The organism is Segniliparus rugosus ATCC BAA-974, from assembly GCF_000185725.2.
Taxonomy (GTDB): domain Bacteria; phylum Actinomycetota; class Actinomycetes; order Mycobacteriales; family Mycobacteriaceae; genus Segniliparus; species Segniliparus rugosus.
On sequence record NZ_KI391953.1, the window covers coordinates 1,573,305 to 1,593,706 of the forward strand.

Annotated in this window: 18 protein-coding genes; 12 read left to right on the top strand and 6 right to left on the bottom strand. The window is 67.9% G+C overall.

Translation table 11 applies throughout. The features are described from left to right. Positions 1 to 49: 49 nt before the first annotated feature. The 3 genes from HMPREF9336_RS18395 (at position 50) to HMPREF9336_RS07780 (ending at position 4,646) form a co-directional block, all read left to right on the top strand. Positions 50 to 1,081 (top strand): hypothetical protein, encoded by a 1,032-nt coding sequence (locus tag HMPREF9336_RS18395; protein WP_021030318.1) that lies wholly within the window; start codon positions 50 to 52, stop codon positions 1,079 to 1,081. Between the two features lie 1,034 nt (positions 1,082 to 2,115). Beyond that, the gene (locus HMPREF9336_RS07775; RefSeq protein ID WP_007470639.1) at positions 2,116 to 3,351 is read left to right on the top strand and encodes an FAD-dependent monooxygenase; all 1,236 of its coding nucleotides are present in this window, start codon (positions 2,116 to 2,118) and stop codon (positions 3,349 to 3,351) included. Next, positions 3,348 to 4,646, top strand: coding sequence for a phthiocerol/phthiodiolone dimycocerosyl transferase family protein (locus HMPREF9336_RS07780; protein ID WP_007470640.1), 1,299 nt, complete (start codon positions 3,348 to 3,350; stop codon positions 4,644 to 4,646). Before HMPREF9336_RS07775 ends, HMPREF9336_RS07780 begins: the two co-directional genes overlap by 4 nt. 321 nt (positions 4,647 to 4,967) lie before the next feature. On the opposite strand, the gene HMPREF9336_RS17475 is transcribed toward HMPREF9336_RS07780, so the two are convergent. Continuing rightward, entirely contained in the window at positions 4,968 to 5,906 is a 939-nt protein-coding gene (locus tag HMPREF9336_RS17475; RefSeq protein ID WP_021030319.1) for a hypothetical protein, read from the bottom strand. A 13-nt stretch (positions 5,907 to 5,919) separates the two neighbouring features. Here HMPREF9336_RS17475 and HMPREF9336_RS07790 point away from each other — a divergent pair, with 13 nt between their 5' ends. Continuing rightward, a complete protein-coding gene (locus tag HMPREF9336_RS07790) occupies positions 5,920 to 6,840 on the top strand; it encodes a hypothetical protein (RefSeq protein WP_007470642.1) in 921 nt (306 codons plus the stop codon). Continuing rightward, positions 6,830 to 8,419 carry a carboxylesterase/lipase family protein gene (locus tag HMPREF9336_RS07795; protein WP_084206661.1) on the top strand — a complete coding sequence of 530 codons (1,590 nt, stop codon included), beginning with the start codon at positions 6,830 to 6,832 and terminating at the stop codon, positions 8,417 to 8,419. Before HMPREF9336_RS07790 ends, HMPREF9336_RS07795 begins: the two co-directional genes overlap by 11 nt. A 24-nt stretch (positions 8,420 to 8,443) precedes the next feature. Here HMPREF9336_RS07795 and HMPREF9336_RS07800 read toward each other — a convergent pair whose 3' ends face one another. The 3 genes from HMPREF9336_RS07800 to HMPREF9336_RS07810 are packed head-to-tail and all read right to left on the bottom strand — an operon-like array spanning position 8,444 to position 11,360. After that, complete coding sequence (locus tag HMPREF9336_RS07800) at positions 8,444 to 9,625, bottom strand: FAD-dependent monooxygenase (protein WP_007470644.1); 1,182 nt, start codon at positions 9,623 to 9,625, stop codon at positions 8,444 to 8,446. 9 nt (positions 9,626 to 9,634) lie between these two features. After that, positions 9,635 to 10,864, bottom strand: coding sequence for an Nramp family divalent metal transporter (locus HMPREF9336_RS07805; RefSeq protein WP_021030321.1), 1,230 nt, complete (start codon positions 10,862 to 10,864; stop codon positions 9,635 to 9,637). 25 nt (positions 10,865 to 10,889) lie between these two features. Continuing rightward, positions 10,890 to 11,360: a hypothetical protein gene (locus tag HMPREF9336_RS07810; protein ID WP_156920318.1), complete on the bottom strand. Its 471-nt coding sequence runs from the start codon at positions 11,358 to 11,360 to the stop codon at positions 10,890 to 10,892. Between the two features lie 190 nt (positions 11,361 to 11,550). Here HMPREF9336_RS07810 and HMPREF9336_RS07815 point away from each other — a divergent pair, with 190 nt between their 5' ends. The 6 genes from HMPREF9336_RS07815 to HMPREF9336_RS07840 all read left to right on the top strand — a co-directional run bounded on the left by HMPREF9336_RS07815 (position 11,551) and on the right by HMPREF9336_RS07840 (position 18,385). Continuing rightward, on the top strand, positions 11,551 to 12,276 hold the full coding sequence (locus HMPREF9336_RS07815; protein WP_007470654.1) for a sensor domain-containing protein: 726 nt from the start codon (positions 11,551 to 11,553) through the stop codon (positions 12,274 to 12,276). Between the two features lie 12 nt (positions 12,277 to 12,288). Beyond that, complete coding sequence (locus tag HMPREF9336_RS07820) at positions 12,289 to 13,047, top strand: sensor domain-containing protein (RefSeq protein ID WP_007470655.1); 759 nt, start codon at positions 12,289 to 12,291, stop codon at positions 13,045 to 13,047. A 273-nt stretch (positions 13,048 to 13,320) separates the two neighbouring features. Continuing rightward, complete coding sequence (locus HMPREF9336_RS07825) at positions 13,321 to 15,165, top strand: acetolactate synthase large subunit (RefSeq protein ID WP_051357304.1); 1,845 nt, start codon at positions 13,321 to 13,323, stop codon at positions 15,163 to 15,165. After that, positions 15,162 to 15,692 carry an acetolactate synthase small subunit gene (gene ilvN, locus HMPREF9336_RS07830; RefSeq protein ID WP_007470659.1) on the top strand — a complete coding sequence of 177 codons (531 nt, stop codon included), beginning with the start codon at positions 15,162 to 15,164 and terminating at the stop codon, positions 15,690 to 15,692. The genes HMPREF9336_RS07825 and ilvN overlap by 4 nt, the downstream gene beginning before the upstream one ends. A 51-nt stretch (positions 15,693 to 15,743) precedes the next feature. After that, the gene (gene ilvC, locus HMPREF9336_RS07835) at positions 15,744 to 16,772 is read left to right on the top strand and encodes a ketol-acid reductoisomerase (protein WP_007470662.1); all 1,029 of its coding nucleotides are present in this window, start codon (positions 15,744 to 15,746) and stop codon (positions 16,770 to 16,772) included. A gap of 107 nt (positions 16,773 to 16,879) precedes the next feature. Beyond that, on the top strand, positions 16,880 to 18,385 hold the full coding sequence (locus HMPREF9336_RS07840; protein WP_156920319.1) for a hypothetical protein: 1,506 nt from the start codon (positions 16,880 to 16,882) through the stop codon (positions 18,383 to 18,385). 22 nt (positions 18,386 to 18,407) lie between these two features. On the opposite strand, the gene HMPREF9336_RS07845 is transcribed toward HMPREF9336_RS07840, so the two are convergent. Next, positions 18,408 to 19,247 (bottom strand): hypothetical protein, encoded by an 840-nt coding sequence (locus HMPREF9336_RS07845; protein ID WP_007470667.1) that lies wholly within the window; start codon positions 19,245 to 19,247, stop codon positions 18,408 to 18,410. A 47-nt stretch (positions 19,248 to 19,294) separates the two neighbouring features. Here HMPREF9336_RS07845 and HMPREF9336_RS07850 point away from each other — a divergent pair, with 47 nt between their 5' ends. Continuing rightward, positions 19,295 to 19,657 carry a DUF3054 domain-containing protein gene (locus HMPREF9336_RS07850; RefSeq protein ID WP_040585256.1) on the top strand — a complete coding sequence of 121 codons (363 nt, stop codon included), beginning with the start codon at positions 19,295 to 19,297 and terminating at the stop codon, positions 19,655 to 19,657. Here the strand turns inward: HMPREF9336_RS07850 and HMPREF9336_RS07855 are convergent. Continuing rightward, a complete protein-coding gene (locus tag HMPREF9336_RS07855; RefSeq protein WP_007470670.1) occupies positions 19,654 to 20,316 on the bottom strand; it encodes a DUF998 domain-containing protein in 663 nt (220 codons plus the stop codon). The two genes, HMPREF9336_RS07850 and HMPREF9336_RS07855, sit on opposite strands and share 4 nt — an antisense overlap. Between the last annotated feature and the right edge of the window lie 86 nt (positions 20,317 to 20,402).

The following is a 20,402-nucleotide window of genomic DNA, read 5'->3' on the forward strand; positions in this document are numbered from 1 at the left end:
TCCGCTTGGCGTTATCGACAGCCCCGGCTGGTTGGGGAGGGGGGCCGCCGTGGTGGTGGCCGCCGTGGTGGTGGCTGCGGTGGTGGTGGCTGCGGTGGTGCTGGTGGGCGTGGTGGCGCTGAGGGTGGTGGCGGCTGCTGTGCCGAGTTGGTTCAGGGCGGCTGTCGTGGTGTTCGTGGTTCCTGTTGTGGGCGTGGTGGCGGTGGTGGTCCCGGCGGTTGTGGTGGTGCTGGGTTTGGCGGCGCTGGTGTCGGCGCTTGTGTTGGTCGTCGTGGTGGTGCTGGGTTTGGCGGCGACGGTGGTCGTGCCTGTGGTCGAGGTGCCCGCGGCGGGGCTGGCGCTTGCCGTGGCGGGGCTGGTCGCTGTCGTGCCGGAGGTGGTGGTCCCGGTGGTCGTGGTCCCAGTGGTGGTGGTCCCGGTGGTCGTGGTGGCGCCGGGTTTGGCCGAGGCCGAGGCCGCGGTGCCGGCAGCGCCCGTGGTGGTGGCGCCGGCGTTGCTTGTGCCCGTGCCGCCCGCCGCGCGTTCGGCAGCGCTCACGCCGCCGCCCAGACCGCCGCCCAACGCCGAACCGCCGCTAGAGCCGCCAGAAGAAGACCCAGCCGCGGAACCCGACGAGCCCGAGGAAGCAGGACTCGAGGAAGCAGCGCCCGAAGACGCAGGACTCGAGGAAACAGCGCCCGAAGACGCAGGACTGGAGGAGGCGGAGCCCGAGGAGGCAGAGCCGGAGGAAGCGGCGCCCGAAGATGCAGGACTGGAGGAAGCGGCGCCCGAGGAGGCAGAGCCGGAGGAAGCGGCGCCCGAGGAGGCAGAGCCGGAGGAAGCGGCGCCCGAAGATGCAGGACTGGAGGAAGCGGCGCCCGACGAAGCGGCGCCCGAGGAGGCAGAGCCCGAGGAGGAGGAGCCGGAGGAACTAGCAGAACCGCCAGAGCTCACACCGCCCGAAGACCCGCCCGCTCCCGAGGAACCCGAACCGCCCGACGAAGACCCCCCAGAAGAAGACGAAGACCCCCCAGCAGAACCCGAGCCCGAAGACCCGCCCGAACTCGAACCGCCCGACCCACCGCCCGAACCGCCATGCTGATCCGCGAACGCCGGAGCCACATCCGAAAACGACCCCGCCAACACCACCAACACAGCAGCAACAGCAGACTTCCGATACTGAGCCGGAGACAAACCCCGCCGCACAGGCAAACCAGACGAATCAAAAGAACGAACAACCGTGCGAGACATAAGCAGGAACTTCCTCACTCTTAAACTAAACTCTCAATTGACCGTGCCGCAGCTTTGGGCCTAGGCATGACGAAAACAGTGCTGCCGATACGACGCTTGACAGCCAAGGCCGTCGGTCGGCAATCTCGATAAACAGTAGCCTTCAGCTCCCCGAGCAAGAGCGCCCTGCTCGGATGAAATACTACTGGTGCCTTGCCGAAACCCTTCTCGCTCCGCTCCATTGCGCCTGAAGTCGATTTCGGCCCTTCATAGTGAAGGACTATAGAGGAAATTGCTACACCGAAATTTTATGCTCGGAGAGTCAAACTATCCATGCACATATCAATGCTGCGCTCATCATACAACGCCTCGTGCGACTGTGCAACTTGGCTATACCTCGAGTTTCATGTGAGATGGGCCACTAGCGACACCGCTCCTCATGATTGGTCAAATATAGCGTCTGAACTGCTTACATTCGTAGAATGGCTATGCTAGTAAACACTGAACACGCTTTGGCCGACGAGAGGGGGAAACAAGACTGAAACATGTTTTGTGTACATGTGGCTCACCTGCGTCAAGGATGCGCAAAATTTTGTGGATCCGGAGTCTCTCGCTTGCTGCGCCGCCTGTCGTTCTGCCGTCTTCGCGAGATTGGATACGCGAGATTTGATATCTGTCACTCTATCGAAGGGGGAGGGTCTCTGAAGGCATCGCGGAATAACATCAATACTATGCGTTCCTGGCATGAGGGGCCGATCTGGCCGACGCTGTGCTCCGGTTCGCCGCGAATGCTTTTCGACGAGGTTCGCTTCTTGTGATCGGCAAGAAGCGGCGCATTCATCTGCGAAATAGAGAAATGTGTGCCTAGCGGTTGCGGGTTTCGCGATGGAGCTATAGCCTTCTGCCATGCTTCAGCCTCAAGTATTGATTTGCGGAGCCGGAATAGCGGGTCCTGCTTTCGCGCTCCAACTTGCGAAAAACGGTGTGCGGCCCACTATTGTCGAACGCGCGGAGGCTGTGCGCAGCGGCGGCCAGGCCATCGATATCCGGGGGAGCGCGGTCACCGTGATCGAGCGGATGGGCATCGAACCCGCCGTCCGGGCCGCGAACACCGGCATCAAGGAGATGAGCCTCTTCGACGACCGGGGCAAGAAACTCGTCAGCACCACCGCGATCGGCCCCATCGTGGAGGACTCTGAGCACTCCAATATCGAAGTGCTGCGAAAAACGTTGGTCGACCTGCTGCACCGAGAACTCGAGGGGAAAGCCGAACTGATTTTCGGCGATCATGTCGTGACGCTCCGCCAAGACGAAGAGCGGGTGTCGGTCGTCTTCGCGTCCGGACTGGAGCGAGAGTTCGACCTGGTGGTAGGGGCTGACGGCATTCACTCCGCGACCCGCTCGCTCGCCTTCGACCCGGACGAGTGGCGCACTCGCTTCCTCGGCGCGTACTCGACGATCTTCTCCACGCCGAACTTTCTCGACCTCGACCACCACCAGCTCTGGGGGCACACCACCAAAGGGCTCGCGTCCTCCGTGTATAGCGCGTTGGAGAACTCGGAGGCGCGGGTTGTCCTTGCTTTCCAATCGGAGCTGCCAGACCTGGACATCAGGAACGAACAGCTCATGAAGGACGAGATCAAGGCCAGGTTCGGCGGCCTGGGCTGGATCTATCCACGACTGTTGCTGGAGATGGACTCCACTGCGGACTTCTACTGCGACGAGGTCGCGCAAGTCGTGATGGACAGCTACCACAAAGGCCGGGTGGTCCTGCTCGGCGACGCGGGCTACTGCCCTTCGCCGGCCACGGGCCAGGGGACCTCGCTCGCGCTGGTGGGGGCGTACATCCTCGCGTGGGCGCTCCAAGCGCACAACTGGGACCACAAGGCCGCGTTCGCCGAGTACGACCGGAGGATGTTGCCGTTCGTGCGCGCCAACCAGGAGAAGGTCAATCTGGGCGCGCATTTCCCCAAGAGCAGGTTCAAGATCCTCCTCGACGCCAAAATGATCAAGCTTTTGAGTTACAGGCCAGTGCGAAATTTCCTGCTCACCAAGGTTTTCAAAGTGAACGCGGGCTGCTCGACCGCAGTGGAGCTCCCAGACGAGATTTCCATCGGTGACCACGTAAAGGAGCTCTTATGACCCAGACCCTCGCTCGTCGGAAGCTTGCGCCGACGGAGGCTATCTACCGGCACAATGCGATCACGACGATCGCCACGGCCGTCGGCACCGGGGCTTTCGACATCCCTGCGCTCACGGCGGCCTTCGAAGCCTTGCGGAAGGAATACCCGGTGCTCGTGGGCAGGATCGAAGACAGCCCGGAGGGGCCGTGGTTCGTGCAACCAGAAGAGCCGCCGCCCGCGATTGTGCGCGTGCTGGAAGGAGACCCCGACGCGCTGGTCGTCGGGCCGGAAGCCACATTGGACCCGACTGCCGGGCTTGTGGCGCTGCGAGTCGTGCATGGTCGCGGACGATTTCGGATGAGCCTGCTCATCCACCACGGGGTGTACGACGCGTGCGGGGTTGTTTTCCTGGTTTGGCGGCTGTTGACGCAGTACGAAGCCGTGCTTTCCTCAGGGATGCCTTTGCCGGCTTCGCCCCAGCAGCCGCCTGCTCCGCTGGAGGAGGTCTTCGAGGAGCGCGGGATCGAACAGGGGCCGCTGTCCGGGTTGGAGAAGCTGCTGACGTTGGGGCCGGAGGCGTTCCAGACTGCCGCGCCCGCTTCGCGGGGCGCCCCGAGGCCGGTCCAAGTGCTGCTCAGCGTCGAGGAGACAACGCGGCTGCGGGCTGCGGCCAAAGCGCGGGGGCTGAGCATGCACGGCGCGATCGTCGGAACTTTGCTGCTCGTCGAGTACGAGCTCGCGGGCCGTCCGGAGGAGATTGTCGTCCCTGTCCTCACCTTGGTGGACGTCCGGGACAGGATCGTTCCCCCTCTGCCGCCGCTCGACGGGAGCGTGATGCTGGGCACCGCTATCGGCGTGGTGCGGGTGACGGCGGAGTCCGACCCGTTCGAACTCGGCGCGAGCATCGTCGAGCAATTGACCGAGGATCTGGAATCAGGCCTGGTGCAGCAGTCGCATTTGCATATTCCCACATTGCTCACGGGCATCGCCCAAGCGCAGGAGAAAGGAGTGGCTCCGGTCCCCGCGCACATGATCTCGCTCAGCAACGTCGGGGTCATCCCCACGTTCCCGAATCTTCCGGGCTTGGCCATCGAAGGCGTTCTCGGCGAGAACGGGAGCCTGAGCTCTTTGCCAGGCGACGGGGAGTCGCGTCCCGACCCCAAACAGCACAACCATGGCTACATGGTCTCCTCGTACAACGGGAGGATGAGCTTCTATTTCAAGGCGCGCGGAGTCGACAGCTCAGTCCCGGACGAGGAAATCCCGTGGGTTGTGGCGTTGCGCGGAGCGATCGCGCGGGTCATCGCCTCATGAAGGCCGTTGCCGCCATGCGCGCCGAGGCTTTTCCTCGATGTCAGCGAGGCTGCGGGCTCGGGCTCACGGAGAGGGGCGCAGCGGAGCACCGTCCGACCGAGGGTTCCCTCTCACGAGCACAGCCTTCATCCCCGTACCTCGTCTAATGCCATACCCGTCATAGAAATAGGAGTTCCCCATCATGTTTGTTCGTTCTTTTGATTCGTCTGGTTTGCCTGTGCGGCGGGGTTTGTCTCCGGCTCAGTATCGGAAGTCTGCTGTTGCTGCTGTGTTGGTGGTGTTGGCGGGGTCGTTTTCGGATGTGGCTCCGGCGTTCGCGGATCAGCATGGCGGTTCGGGCGGTGGGTCGGGCGGTTCGAGTTCGGGCGGGTCTTCGGGCTCGGGTTCTGCTGGGGGGTCTTCGTCGGGCGGTTCGGGTTCCTCGGGAGCGGGCGGGTCTTCGGGCGGTGTGAGCTCTGGCGGTTCTGCTAGTTCCTCCGGCTCCTCCTCCTCGGGCTCTGCCTCGTCGGGCGCCGCTTCGTCGGGCGCCGCTTCGTCGGGGACGACTTCGGCGGGCTCTTCCTCCTCGAGTCCTGCTTCGGCAGGCGCTGCTTCTTCCAGTCCCGCTTCTTCCAGTGCTGCTTCTTCCAGTCCTGCTTCGGCGGGCGCTGCTTCCTCGAGTCCCGCTTCTTCCAGTGCTGCTTCGTCCAGTCCTGCTTCGTCGGGTTCTGCGGCTGGGTCTTCTTCTGGCGGCTCTAGCGGCGGTTCGGCGTTGGGCGGCGCTCTGGGCGGCGGCGTGAGCGCTGCCGAACGCGCGGCGGGCGGCACGGGCACAAGCAACGCCGGCGCCACCACCGCGGGCGCCACCAGCGCCTCGGCCTCGGCCAAACCCGGCGCCACCTCTGGGACCGCCACCACCGCGGGCACGACAGCGACCAGCCCCGCCACGGGCACCTCGACCGCAGGCACGACCGCGACAAGCCCCGCCACAGGCGCCACCGCCACAGGCACGACCACCGTCGCCGCCAAACCCAGCACCAACACAAGCGCCGACACAAGCGCCGACACCAGCGCCGCCGTCGCCGCCAAACCCAGCACCACCACGACCGCCGGGACCACCACCGCCACCACGCCCACAACAGGAACCACGAACACCACGACAACCACGACAGCCGCGCTGAACCAACTCGGCACAGCAGCCGCCACCACCCTCAGCGCCACCACGCCCACCAGCACCACCGCAGCCACCACCACCGCAATCACGCCGGGTCCGCCGAGCACGAGCAGCGATCCTTTGGGGATAGGTGCAGCATGGAATACCGCGATCAACGGTGGTATCTCGGGCGCAGCGGTCGGGCGCACGGTCGGCGAATCTCTCGGCGCGACTATTCCCGGCGTGGAGATCCACGTCAGCGGGATCCTCGGAGGTATCGCAGGCGGAGTTGTCGGCGGTCTCGCCGCAGGCTTCACCGCGACGCAAAACGCGATCACAACTGGAGCCACGTACGGCGCCCAGGTCGGAACCAATGTTGGCTGGAACGTCGGCGGGATCATCGGCTCGCTCGGCGGGCTAGTTCAGAATCAGCAGGTGATCAGCGCGGTCCAATCCGTCACAGCGCCCATCGGAAAAGTGATTGGTGCTGTCCTCGGCGGTGTGGCGGGCGTTCCTGTGGGGCTTGGAGCGGCTGCGGCTGGGGCCGTCATCGGCGGCGCGAACGGAGCTATCGACACGAACCTGTTCGGCACTGCCGGCACGCCGACGATCGGCTCTTCCTTCGGCAGCGGCACGCAGTCGAGCGACCCGTTCGGCTTCGGCCAAGTCGCGACCATCACGTCGCACATCAACGACGGCAACTGGGCTCCGATCAGCCTCCACGGCTTCATCAACGGCGGCATCGACGGCATCGCGGGCGGGGTGGCCGCAACGACCATCGGTGTGGGCTTGGGAGCATTGGCGGGGCAGGAGGTGGGCCGGCAGCTCGGCGGAGTGCTGGGCTTCCTCGGCCCGGACGCGGCGAATATCGGCCCGGTGGTCGGCGGCACGATCGGCACAGTGATCGGCATAGGGCTCGGCGGCCTTGTCGGAGCAGGGGTGGGCCTGGCCGAGTTCGGGGTCGCTTTGGCGAACGGCACGCTCCACACGAGCATCGGCGTCTCGAACCCGACGACGGTCGGAGCTGCGGTCGGCGCGGCTGCGGGCAGCCCTGTCGCGTAAGGGCGTCGTCCGCCCCGCGGCCGTCAGCGGCTCCGGGGCGGACGACGCGGGGCGGCCCCGCGTCGAAGTCGCGCAAGGGGTGCTGCGCGGGGTCCGAGAAGGAGGCTTCGCGCGTTTCAACGGCGTGCCGTACGCGCAGCCGCCCGTCGGCGGCTTGCGATTCCGGGCCCCGCAGCCGCTGGAGCCCTGGGCGGGCGAGCGCGAAGCGGTCGGCTACAGCCCGCGCTGTCCCCAGCCGAAAGGAACGCTGTCCGCTCCGGCGGCCAAGAACGTCCCTCCGTCCGAAGACTGTCTGCGCCTGCACATCGTCACTCGCGCCGAACCGGGCGAGAAACGCCCGGTCATGGTGTTCTTCCACGGAGGGTCCAACCTCATGGGCGAATCCTCCTGGGCGACCTTCGGCGGCGAGTCGCTTCTGCGCAGGAGCGACGTCGTGCTGGTCGGCGTGAACTTTCGCCTCGGCGCGTTCGGGTTCGTGCACTTCGGCGAACTCGGCGGCTCGGGGAGGCCGTTCGACGACAACCTCGGTCTGCGGGACGCGCTCGCCGCGTTGCGCTGGACGCAAGAAAACATCGCGGCGTTCGGCGGCGATCCGGACAACATCACCATCTGGGGGCAGTCGTCCGGGGCTGGCACGGTGCTCGCGCTGATGGCGGCTCCGGAGGCCGGTGGATTGTTCGCCAGGGCCATCGCGCAGAGCCCCCCGGCGGGCACGGTGCTCGAACGGGAGGACGCGCGGCTCTACGCGCGATGGTTCTGCGAAGCCCTCGGAGCCGAGCCGGGAGAAGCAGGGGCCGCGCTTGCCCGCGCGACCTCGGACGAACTTCTCGCCGCCTCGCTGCGGCTCGGCGAGCTGGTCGCCAGGCGGCGGCGAGGGGCAAGGTGCCTCGCGCCGCTGGTGGACGGCGTGTTGCTGCCGCGCCGGATCGTCGACGCGTTCTCGCTCGGCCACGCGCATCGCAAGCCGCTCGTCATCGGCACGAACCGAGACGATGTGGCGGCTACGCTGGGCGGTCGCAAGCTCGTCGCCGAGCGCGAAGACCTCACGGCGGTGGTCGCCGCGATGGATCCGGGCGCGGCGGAACGAATCAGGGCCGTGTATCCTCGGCCGGCCAAGCGGCGATCTGCGATCTCGTTCATCGGGGACGTGCGTTATTGGATCCCCTCGCTCGCGGTGGCGCAAGCCCACAGCGGCTTTGCGCCGACGTATATGTACCGCTTCGACTGGTCGAGCCGCCTCACAAGGCTTTTGGGCCTCGGGGCGACGCACGGGATCGAACTCGGCGCTTGCTTTCCGGACGCGGGCGGCCCGTTCGCAGCCGCGCTGCTCGCGCTCGGCGGGCGGGCGACGCTGCGGCAGACCACCGAGCATCTGCAGCGCCGATGGCTCCGGTTCGCCGAAGGCGCGGCCCCCGACGAGAATTGGCCGCAGTACTGCCCGGAGGAGCGCCGGACGCTGATCCTGGACGCCGCGCCGAGGCTGGAGTCCGATCCTTGGCCCGACCGGCGGGCGTGCTGGTCCGGGTTCGACGTCGCCAGCCTCAACCATGTCGCGAGCATGGGGGACTGGCGAGCCTGATGCGCGTCCGAGCGAACTCGGCGTTCAGCCCTGCTCGTACTCGGGGAGCCGGAAGGACCGGCCGACGGCGAGCGCTCGTTCCGCGACGATCTTGCTGACGAACGGCAAGCGCAGCGCGTGGAGCGAGAGGCGGCGGACCGCCCTGCCGAAGGGCCCCGTCGGGGCTTCCGCCTTCAGGCTGTCGATGGCGAGTTTCTTGCAGCGCGCGGCGTAAGGCATGAGCAGCTGCTGATAACGGGCGAAGGCGGCGCGATGGTCGCCTCGCGCCGCGCGCAGCTCATGGGCCAGCACGTACGCGCCGACGACCGCGAGCGAGGTGCCCATGCCCGAGCGCGGGGAGGCGCACCAGGCGGCGTCGCCGATGAGGGCGATTCTGCCCCGGCTGTATTCGGCCAGGTGCACTTGGGCGATAGTGTCGAAATACACCGGGTCGGCGGTGGCGAGCGCGCGCAGGATGTTCGGGACCTCCCAGCCCAGCCCGGCGTACCGTTCGGCGAACAGCCGCCGGTTGCCCTCGGTGTCCCGATAGTCGAAAGCGAGGTCGTGCGCTGCCATGTACAGCATCGCCCGCGCGGGCTGGTCCGGCTCGACGCCTTGCAGCCCCGCCATTCTGCCGGGGCTTTCGAGGAAGATCCCGCGATGGTCGATGTTCAGATGGTTTTCGATGTCGAAATAGCAGAAGCATTGGCCGAGCTGGGTGACGAACTGCTCCTCCGGCCCGAAGACGAGCGCGCGCAGGCCGGAATGCAGTCCGTCCGCGCCGATCACGAGGTCGTAGGTTTCCGCGCTGCCGTCGCTGAAGGTCGCCGCGACCTTCTCGCCCTGGTCGTCGAGACCTGTGATCCGGGTTCCGAAACGGTATTCGGTCTGGTCCCGCACCGCGTCGTGCAGGATGCGGGCCAGACTGCCCCAGACGATTTCGAGCTCGCCGCTGGACACTTCCGCGGGCTCTTCGGCGATGGGGCGGCCCTGTTCGTCGACGATGGTCGCCGGGCCCATGCCCGTGGCTTGGGCGCGGACATGGGCGAGGACGCCCATCTTCTCTAGGACTGCGATGGAGGGGCCCCGGAAATCGACTGCTTGTCCGCCGACACGCAGGGCCGGGGCCTGCTCGACGATGGTGGTGGCGTGTCCGTGCCGGTTCAACCAGAAGGCGAGGGCCGGTCCGGCGACCCCGCCGCCGGAGATGAGGACGCTCAAAGCCATGAGCGGAGCCTAACTTTTCACAGTCAGCCAGATCAAGAGAATATTCAGCCCGCTGATCAGTATCGCGATCAGCCAGCCGAGGCCGAGCGTGGTCTTCGTGTTGACGGATTCGCCCATGATCAAAGGGTCGCTGGTGAGCCGGACGAGCGGGATGAGCGCGAAGGGGATCCCGAAGGAGAGCACGACCTGGGAGAGGACCAGTGCCTCGGAGAGGTTCGCGCCGAGCGCGATGACCACGAGCGCGGGGGCGAGGGTGACGAGCCTGCGCGCGAGCAGCGGAATTTTCGAGCGCAGAAGCCCGTGCATGATCATCGCGCCCGCGTACGCTCCGACGGAGCTCGAAGCGAGCCCGGAGGCCAGGAGGCCGACTGCGAGGCAGAGCCCGGCGAGCGGGCCCACCCGCTCGCTGATGGCGGCGTGCGCGCTTTCGATGGAATCCACGCCGGTGACGCCTTGGAGGTTCTGCGCCGCGACGAGCAGCATCGCGAGGTTCACTGTTCCGGCGAGCACCATCGCGAAGCCGACGTCCCAGCGGGTGGCTCGGAGCAGCTGGCCGCGCTGTCGGGCGTCGACTGGCCCGTGCCGGTCTTTCGCGAGCCCGGAGTGCAGGTAGACGGCGTGCGGCATCACGGTCGCGCCGAGCATGGCGGCGGCGATCAGGACGCTGCCCGTGCCGTGGAAGCGGGGGAGCAGCCCGCCGACGACGTCGCCCGCTTCGGGCGGGGCGATGACCAAGCCCGCGAGAAAGCCGACGGCGATGATCGAGAGCAATCCGATGATCATCCGTTCGAAGGCGCGTTGGCCTTCGCGGTCCTTCATGAGGAGCAGAACCATGCTCACCACACCGGTGAGGACGCCGCCGACCAGCGGCGGCAGCCCGAAGAGCAGGTGCAGCGCGATTGCGCCGCCGACGACTTCCGCGAGGTCGGTGGCCATGGCGACGACTTCGGCTTGCGCCCAGTAGGCGATTCGGGAGGGTTTGGACAGGCGGGCCCCCACCGCCTCGGGCAGCGTCATGCCCGAGACGACGCCGAGTTTGGCCGAAAGGTACTGCACCAGACAGGCCATGAGGTTGGCTACGACGATCACCCAGACCAAGAGGAAGCCGTAGTCCGCCCCGGCGGCGACATTGGCGGCGACGTTGCCGGGGTCCACGTACGCGATGGCCGCCACGAAAGCCGGGCCAAGGAGCGACACGAGCGGACGCGGCGAGGAGGTCCGGATGTTCACGGCTGTCATCGTACAGCCGAAGTAAAAAGTTCGTCTAGCCGAAAACTGGTGATAGCGGCGACACCGAGGACGATCGGGCCGTGTGGGCGGTCAGGCGCGGGTCTTCGGAGTCCGTCCGATCCTCCGAATCCTCTCGGCACGAGCCCTCGAAGCTCACGCCGCCCTCGCAGAACCGCTGGACCGGCCCGGGGCACTCGCCGTTCACGCTCGCGCCGCCGCCCGCGCAGGGCGCGCTGCGCGGGCATCGGTTCCAGACGCTCATCCCGCCGTCCGGGCACTCGTGCTCGGGGAAATCGGGGACGCATCGTCCTGTGACCGCGCTCGGCGCGTTGCCGGGCAGGCAGGGCGGGGGTCCGTCGTCCTCGTCCGAACCGGCGCCGTCCTCGGGGCCGTCGGAGTCGTCCGCCGTCGCGCTCGCGAGCCCCGCGGCAGGGGCGCTCGTGGCGGCGGGGGCCGCAAGCGCCTCGGCCGGGGTCGCGATTGGCGTGTAGGCGATTGCGGTCACAAAGACCAAGACCGCTTTCGCCGCAGTCCTCCACGAGACCATACGCACGTCACTCCCTTGTCGTTCTTCAATAGCGTTGCGCCCAGCGTTATCCGAGGTCATCTAGGCCGCAGACGGATCAGTGATGCTGCTCACGATACCGCACCGTTCGGCGAGCGGCGCGAGCACGTCTGGGGATAAAATTTTTTCGATGCGCAGCGAGGTGAGAACAGCCTTGGGAGCGCTGCTGTGCGGCGTTCTTCTCGCCGCATGCGGCAAAGCCGGGACCACTGGCACGGCCTCGGTCGCGACGGCCATCGCGCAATCCGCGCCGAGGGGGGCCGCGCCGCCGCCCTCGGCTCCGGAACCGGACCCGCTCGCCCCGGAGGAGATCGGGAAAGTCCTGCTCGGAAAGGCAGACCTCGCCAAGGCGCTCGGCCGGAAACTCGTCGGCGAGCAAGAGGCGAGCACGCCGTTCCCGGATCAGCGGGTGACCCCGGACGTCTGCATGACGGCCGTCGACATCGGGTTCAAGCGGCAGCTCGGGGACCGATGGTCCAGCTTCGCCTACTACTACGCGCGCACGCCGAAGGAGGAGGGGGCGGTCGAGGTGGTCGCTGAGGCCGCCGCGATCTACCCAACGCGTAAAGCGGCGGCGGCGGCGCTCGACGCGTTGGGCGAAGACCTCGGGAAATGCTCCGGCTCGCAGGCTGTGCAGCACGCGGCGAAGGAGCAGGTGTGGCGGGTCGTCTCGGCTCCGGTGCAGCTCAAGCGAATCGTGTGGACCACGGCGCAGCAGGATTCGCGCGACTGGCATTGCGATTATCAGGCGCAGGCGCTCGCCAACATGTTTTTCTCGGTGATGTTCTGCCAGCGGGGCGACGCGGGCGGCATGGCCGCGAGCCTGATGAGGGCAATCGCGAGCAGGGTTGAGTGAGATAATCGCCTGATGCGGTTACAGCTGGGGCGGGCACGGCCCGGGCAGGGGCGGCTGAGCCCGGTCGCGTTCGGCTTTTTCGCTTCGGCTGCTGTGTTCACCGGCATGGGGTTCGGCTCCTGGCTCGGAGTCACGGTCGTCCCAGGCCGCGCCGCGCCGGACCCGAGGCTGCTGCCGCTGGCCTCGCCGGACGTGGCGAGCCTGGTCCCCGGCCGCGCCCTGCCCTCGGTCACTGTGGCCCCCGACCAGGCGGGCGCGTTGCTCGGCGTGGATCTGGGCTGGTCGCGGGCAGTGACGGCCCCTGGAGCCGATTCGAAAACAACGGTCGAGGAATGCCGGCTCGCTGATCCGGTCGGCATGCGCGCCGCTTATGGGCAGGACTGGGCGGCCTTCAGCAAGACGACGGTCCAGCCTGCCGAGGACGACGATTCGACGCAGGTCGTGCTCGCTGTCGGGCTGTATCCGTCGGAAGCGAAGGCGCGCGGGGCGTTCGCGGCGGTGGTCTCCGCTTTGCGCGTCTGCGACGGCAAGTCCACGACGGAGACCACCGCGCAAGGCGCGGAGTTCGCGCTGACGTTCCACGCCGACCCGACGGCGGCGGACGCGCTCCGCTGGCGATCTGAGCGGGAGGACGCGGGCGGGCGGCGCTGCGCGTACGACGCGCGGGCCCGCCGCAACGCGTTCCTCGAGGTCATGGTCTGTGTCGCGGGCGAGGATGCGCGGGAGGCGAAAGGCGTGGCGGACGCGTTGGAGGGGAGTTTGCCGCCGTGACCCATGCGGGTGGGAAAGGGCAGTTGAGAAGCCGATTTGCCCGACAGCTCGTGGCGGCGCTACACTTGCGCCATGCGTGAGCAGCTACTTGAGGTAATTATCTAGGCGCGTCGTCGCCTGATTCCCGCTTGCAGCGACGACGCGCCTGACCCCTGACCAGCGATCCTGGCGGGGGTGTTTTTGTGTGGCCAGCACAACGCGTGCCATCAGTGATCCTGAGGCCGACGACAAGAGGAATAGAGAAAAAGGAGCACAACAGTGACCGCCTCAACCATAAAGACCGCTTCCGAAACCGGGCGCGGCGAAGAGCGAGCCGACTCTCCGAGGCAGCAATCCGCGCCCGAGATCCTGACCGGCGCGCAAACGATCATCCGCAGCCTCGAGGAGCTGGGCGTCGAAGCCGTCTTCGGCCTGCCCGGCGGGACGATCCTGCCGACCTACGACCCTCTCCTCGACTCCAAGAGGGTCCGCCACATCCTCGTCCGGCACGAGCAGGGAGCCGGGCACGCCGCCACCGGGTACGCCCAGGCCACGGGCAAGGTCGGCGTGTGCATGGCGACCTCCGGGCCCGGCGCGACGAACCTGGTCACCCCGATCGCGGACGCGTACCTCGACTCCGTGCCGATCGTCGCCATCACCGGACAGGTGCCCAGGGGCTTGATCGGCTCCGACGCCTTCCAAGAGGCGGACATCTGCGGCATCACGATGCCGGTCACGAAACACAACTTCTTGGTCACCGACATCGCGGACATCCCGAGGATCCTCGCGGAGGCGTTCCACCTCGCGGCAACCGGCCGCCCCGGCCCGGTGCTCGTGGACATCCCGAAGGACGTGCAGAACGCCAAGGCTCCCTTCCACTGGCCGCCGCAGCGCCGCCTGCCGGGGTACAAGCCGACGACCCGGCCGCACTCCAAGCAGATCCGCGAGGCTTCCCGGCTCATCCTCTCCTCCAGCCGCCCGGTGCTGTATGTCGGCGGCGGCGTGATCAAGGCGAACGCGAGCGCGGAGCTGAGGACCCTCGCCGAGCTCACGGGCATCCCGGTGGTCACCACGCTCATGGCGCGCGGCGCGTTCCCCGACAGCCACCGCCAGCATCTCGGCATGCCCGGCATGCACGGCACGGTCGCCGCGGTGGCCTCGTTGCAGCGGGCTGACTTGCTGATCACGCTCGGCGCGCGGTTCGACGACCGGGTCACCGGACAGCTGGACTCTTTCGCGCCCTTCGCGAAGGTCGTCCACGCCGACATCGACCCGGCGGAGATCGGCAAGAACCGCGCGGCGGACGTGCCGATCGTCGGCGACTGCAAAGAGACGATCGGCGAGCTCGTCGAGGCGATCCGCTCGCTCAAGGCGACCGGGGACGAGGCCGACCTCGCCGAGTGGTGGGCCTACCTGAACCAGATCCGCGACACCTACCCGCTCAGCTACGACTGGCCCTCGGACGGCAAGCTCTCGCCCGAGTACGTCATCGAGGAGCTCGGCAAGGCGGTCGGCCCCGAAGGGGTCTTCTGCGCGGGCGTCGGCCAGCACCAGATGTGGGCGGCGCAGTTCATCGGCTACGACCGGCCCCGCAGCTGGCTCAACTCCGGGGGCCTTGGCACCATGGGCTACGCGGTGCCCGCCGCGATGGGCGCGAAGCTCGGCGAGCCCGACCGGGAGGTCTGGGCCATCGACGGCGACGGTTGCTTCCAGATGACCAATCAGGAGCTCGCCACCTGCGCGGTGGAGGGCATCCCGATCAAGGTCGCGCTCATCAACAACGGCAATCTCGGCATGGTCCGCCAGTGGCAGACCCTCTTCTACGAGGAGCGCTACTCGAACACCGACCTTTCCACCCACACGTTGCGCATCCCCGATTTCGTGAAGCTCGCCGAGGCGCTGGGCTGCGTCGGGATCCGATGCGAGCGCAAGGAGGACGTCGCGGACGCGATCGCCCAGGCGCGGGCCATCACTGACCGGCCCGTCGTCATCGACTTCATCGTCGGCGAGGACGCGCAGGTGTGGCCGATGGTGGCCGCGGGCACCGGCAACTCCGAGATCATGGCGGCGCGGGGCATCCGGCCGTTGTTCGACGACACCGAAGACCTGCCCCTTCCGGGCCATGGAGGACTGAAATGACCGCGACTGCGACGCCGAGCGAGACGAGGATCCTGTCGATCCTCGTCGAGGACAAGCCGGGCGTGCTCGCCAGGGTGTCCTCCCTCTTCTCCCGGCGCGGGTTCAACATCGACTCGCTCGCGGTCGGCCCGACCGAGCAGCCCAACATATCGCGGATGACGGTCACCGTGACGGTCGAGGAGCCGGTCTTGGAGCAGATCGTCAAACAGCTCAACAAGCTGGTGAACGTCATCAAGATCGTCGAGCACCGGGTGGACTCCTCGGTGGCCCGAGAGCTCATCTTGCTCAAGGTCCGCGCGGACGCCACGGTGCGCAGCCAGGTGATCGAGATCGCGAACCTCTTCCGGGCGAAAGTCGTGGACATCTCCTCGGACACCGTGGTGGTGGAGGCCACCGGCAACCAACAGAAGATCGAGGCGCTCTTGCGCGTGCTCGACCCGCTCGGGGTCAAAGAGATCGTCCAGTCCGGGGTCATCGCGCTTGGGCGGGGCTCGAAGCCGATCACCGCGCAGAACCAGCGCTGGTGACCAAGCGATAGCACACGAACAACCAACACGACAACACACAAAGGAGTTGGAATGCCCAGCAAACAAGGGTCGGTCACCGTCTACAACGAGGAAGACGTCAACCCGGCGCTCATCGCCACCCGCAAGGTCGCGGTCATCGGCTACGGCAGCCAGGGCCACGCCCACAGCCTCAACCTGCGCGACTCCGGGGTCGACGTGCGCGTCGGCCTGCGCGAGGGCTCGCCGTCCCGGGCGAAGGTCCAGGAGCAAGGCCTGATCGCGGGCACGCCCGCCGAGGTCGCGGAGTGGGCCGACGTGATCATGGTCCTCGCCCCGGACACCTCGCAGGCGAAGATCTTCAGCGAGGAGATCGCCCCGCATCTGAAGGACGGCGACGCGCTGTTCTTCGCGCACGGCCTCGCGGTCCACTTCGAGCTGATCAAGCCGCCCGCGAACGTGACGGTCGCGATGGTCGCGCCGAAGGGCCCCGGCCACCTGGTGCGCCGCCAGTACGTCGACGGCAAGGGCGTCCCCGCGCTCGTGGCGGTCGCCCAGGACCCCAAGGGCGAAGCCCTGGACCTGGCGCTCTCCTACGCGGCCGGGCTCGGCGCGCACCGCGCGGGCGTCATCGCGACGACCTTCAAGGAAGAGGTCGAGACCGACCTGTTCGGCGAGCAGGCCGTGCTCTGCGGCGGCGCGGAGAAGCTGGTGCAGACCGGCTTCGAGGTCATGGTCGAGGCGGGCTACGCCCCGGAGATGGCCTACTTCGAGGTGCTGCACGAGCTTAAGCTGATCGTGGACCTCATGTACGAGGGCGGGATCTCGAGGATGAACTACTCCGTGTCCGACACGGCGGAGTTCGGCGGCTACCTCTCCGGTCCGCGTGTGGTCGACGAGAGCGCGAAGCAGCGTATGCGCGAGATCTTGACCGACATCCAGGACGGCACCTTCGTCAAGCGCCTGGTCGCCAACGTCGAGGGCGGCAACAAGGAGCTGGAAGGGCTGCGCAAGGAGAACGCCGAGCACCCGATCGAAGAGGTCGGCAAGCGTCTGCGCGGGCTCATGAGCTGGGTGGACCAGCCGCTCAACGACACGGTCTAGTCGAGAGAGTTTCCCGAAGTCCAGGGGCTTGCCGCCCGGCGGATCCGCCGGGCGGCAAGCCCCTGGACTTTTTCTCCGCGCCTCGGATCCGGGTGTATGCTCCGCTCGTGGGAATCGAGGAGAAACAAGACCAGCGCGCCGCCGCCTACCGGCTCGGAGCCTCGGGGGACACGGCGGGAGCCGTCGAGACGTTGCGGCGGCTCGTCGCGGGCGACTGGGAAGCCGCCGACCACCCGCTGCGGCTGCAGTGCCGCCAGGACCTCGCCCAATGGCTTGGGGCGGGCGGCGACCGCGCCGGGGCGGTCGAGGAGCTGGTCGGGCTGGCTCCCGAGTTGGCGCGGGTCTTCGGCCCCGGCCACGCGCTCACGTTGCGCGCCCGCCACGATCTGGCGCAACAGCGTTGGTCCCCGGAGGAGGAGACCGGCGCGCGCGAGGCGGTCGACGAGTGGGAACGGCTGCTCGGGGACGAGCGCGCGGCGCTCGGCCCGGACGACCAGCTGACACAGCATGCGGCCCAGATGGCGGCGTACTGGCGGACGCGTCTCGCGCAGGAGCAACGGGCGGAAAGCGGCGGCCCCGCTCGGCGGGTGGACGCCGACGTCCTGGCGACTCGTCGCGCGGCTGCCTATGAGCTCGCGGACTCGGGCGATTTCACGGGGGCCATCGCGGCGATGGAGCGTCTCCTCGCGGACTTCGAAGGGAGCCCGGACTATCCGTTGGGCCTGCATGTGCGCAGCGACATCGTCGAATTGCGCGGGCAGAGCGGGGACCAGGAGGGCGCGCTCGCCGAAACCGAGGCCTTGCTGCCCGAGCTGGAGCGGGAGTTCGGGGCGGACAGCCCCTTCGTGCTGCGCGCCCGCCACAGCTCCGCGGTGTGGCGGCGAAGGTCGCTGGAGGACGAAGCCGATCTGGCGGCCGCGGTCGACGAGTGGGAGCGGCTCCTCGCGGACGAGCGAAGGGTGTACGTTCCGGGGGACGCGCAGACCAAGCATTCCGAAGAAATGCTTGCGCACTGGCGAGCCCGCCTCGCGCAGCGGCAGGAGGCGGAATCCGGCGGCTCTGCCGCGCGCGCTCCGGGGGACGTCATGGTCCGCCGCAGGGAAGCCGCGATCCAGCTCGCGGGGGCCGGCGATTTCGCGGGAGCCGCAGCGGCGGCGGAACGGCTCATCAGAGACCTCGCTGGGTCCGACTACACGCTGATGCTGCAGTGCCGCGTGGACATCGCGCAATATCGCGGAGAGGGCGGCGATGTGGCGGGAGCCGTGGCCAGCCTTCGCGATCTGCTGCCCGAGCTGGAGCGGGTCTTCGGCCCGGACAACATTGTGGTCTTGGCCGCCCGGCACAGCTTCCTGCACTGGAAGTGGTCGCCCGCCATGGGCGGCGAGGCGAGGGAGGCGGTCGCGGATTTCGAGCGGTTCGTCGCGGACTTGCGGCGAGTGCTCGTTCCTGGCGACTCGATGACCTCGCACGCGGAGCGGGCGTTGACGTACTGGCGGGCGCGGCTGAGGGAAGAGAGCGGCGCGGCCGCGCGGCCGGTCGAGCCGGGCGGGACCCCCGAAGTCGGCGAGGGCTCCGCGCACGGCTCCGATGGCGGCGGGCAGTTCAATTTCTGACCGCGACGGGGGCAGCGGCCCGCTAGCTATTGTCTTTGACCCGTTGGACCAGCGTCGCGTAGAGCTTCGTGAACGCGTCGCGGTCCGGCAATTGGTCGGGCGTGGTCGCTTTGAGCGACTGCAGCGTGAGCCCGGCGAAGACGGTGCGGTCGGAGACATGGGCGAGGATGACGAGCATGGAGCTGTCCTTGGCGGCCCGGTCTTTCGCGCTATGGGTGGTCAGGAAGTAGCTCACCGCCTCGTCCGCCGAAGAGCCCGGAGGCTGCTGCTTCTGGATGCTCAGATCCCCGCCGCCGAAGCTGTTGGTCATCGAGAACGTCGGGCAGGACTGCGCGAACTGGACGAACTGGTCCCAGGAGACCACGCGGCCGACGACTCCGAGCGCCATCGTCCGCAGCTCGTTGGACCCGCGTTGCACCCCGTACGACGCTTTGCCGTCCCCGACCTCGGCGAGGGGGTTTTGCGCCGTGAACTCCGCGCATCGGGGCGGCTCGTACTTCGTGTTCGGCAGGTTCTGCTGCGGGAACGCGACCGAGCTCAGGCTCAAGCCCTCTTTGGTGATGTATCCGGCGGGGAACTCCTCCGTCGTGATCCGCATTGCGGCGGGATTCACGCTGTGCTCGCGCGGCTTCGGCCAGAACCACGATCCGGCGGCCGCGACGGCGCAGATCGCGGCGAGGATGCCGAGCGTCCGCCAGCTGGTGACCCGGTCGAGCAGCGTCCTGCGGTCTTTGCCGGGGCGGGATCGGGCGAGGCGCTGGCGTTTCTCGTGCAGCGCCGCTCGCCGGGCCGCCGGAGCAGTCGCGCGCTCGTCGCCGCGAGGCGGGGGAGTCCGCACGACTCCGGTCGTCTGATCCCTCATAACGGGACGAGTCTACAGTGGGCAAGATGGTGACAGCTTTGGCGACGATGCGGCCCCGGACCGCGATGGCGGTGGACGCGATCTTCCTTTTGGTCTTCGCGGCGGTCGGCAGGCGCAGCCATCACGAGCACGACAGCGTCTTCGGCGTCCTGGCGACGGCTTTGCCCTTCCTGATCGGCGCGGCCGCGGGCTGGGCGGTCGTGCGGGGATGGCGCGCGCCGCGCGCCATCACGCCGACCGGAGTGTCCGTGTGGTTGGGCGCGGTCTGGATCGGCATGCTCCTGCGCGCGCTCACCGGACAAGCCGTCGCGTGGAGCTTCCTGCTCGTCGCGAGCGCCGTCACGGCGCTGTTCCTGCTCGGCTGGCGGTTGATCGTGAACACGCTGGTCGTCGTGCGCTCGCGCGGTTAGCGCCCCGTTCGCCGCTCCGGGACCAGCGCGCCAGCCCCGAGGACGATCATGCCGACAATGGTCGGGTACACGACGATCCGCTCGATCAGGCCGAACCAAGACAGCGCCCACGCGGTGTCCGGACCAGGCGGGATCACCCAGATGAGCTGGGTGACGACCATGGTGGCCGTGGCGATCAGCGCGACCAGCCCGCACAGGGCGGCGGCGAGCCCGGCGGCGCGAAAGCTCCGGCGGGCCGACCAGCCTGCGAGCAGGAGCCCGATGTTGCCGAACACCATGGTGAGCAGGGCTCCGGTCATATGCAGGCCGGAGTCGCTCAGGCGCGGGGTGAGCCCGACGATCAAGAAGCCGATCCCGCCGACGGCCAGCAGGCTCTTCGCGGCCTTGCCGAACAGCGCTCCCGGCGCGAGGAGCGCCCCGGCCGCCATGAGCGCCCCGGTCAGGAGGAAGGAGCCCCCCATGGCCAAATGCCAGGGGGAGCAGACCGGATGCCCGTCGCCTTGGCTCGTGTAGCACTCGGCGGCGGCCAGGTCGCTGATCGCGTTGCGCTTCCAGTCGAAGGGAACCTGCCACGCCGAGGCCACGACCTCGTACACGATGAAGAATTGGAGCTGCGCCGTCCACAGCAACGCCCACAGTTTGGTGCCAGCTCGCGTCATACGGCCATCTTAGGCGGTGCCGCTCGGGAGGCCGGAAGCCGTTGAGGAGCCGGAGCCGGGTCCGGGCATTGCCCGCACAGCAGCGA